The organism is Dellaglioa sp. CoH-56-MRSF-14 (genome assembly GCF_056782115.1).
The window spans coordinates 1-340 of record NZ_JBXAYB010000053.1; the positions used below are offsets into that span (position 1 = coordinate 1).

A 340-nucleotide genomic window follows, 5' to 3' on the forward strand; every position below is an offset into this window, starting at 1 on the left:
GCCCTGATCCCAGTAATCGCCACCGCCGAACAACAGGTCGCGAATGTACGTGGCATCGAGTTCCCGGTTCGTGGCTTTGTCCGTATAGCCCGGAACCTCGATCGACCCCCACTGCGGGAATTTCTTCAGGTAGTACGAACTCTGGTCCTTCGAATGGCCGATGAGGACTACCTCCACTTCGGTGACGAGACCGGTGGAATGAAGCGCATCCATCTCCAGCGCGCGCTTCGCGAAATCGACGCGACGCTGGACTTCAGCCATCCATTTGAAGTCGTTGTCATGCAGGTGATCGTTGAGCGTTTCGAGTTCGAGGAAGCCCTTTTCAATGGCTTCCGGATAC

At 56.5% G+C, this 340-nt stretch carries 1 protein-coding gene; it reads right to left on the reverse strand.

Features of this window, described 5'->3' with window-relative positions:
- The coding region (locus tag AC1RPX_RS07825; protein ID WP_481763333.1) for a hypothetical protein at positions 1 to 340 on the reverse strand (340 nt) is incomplete at both ends.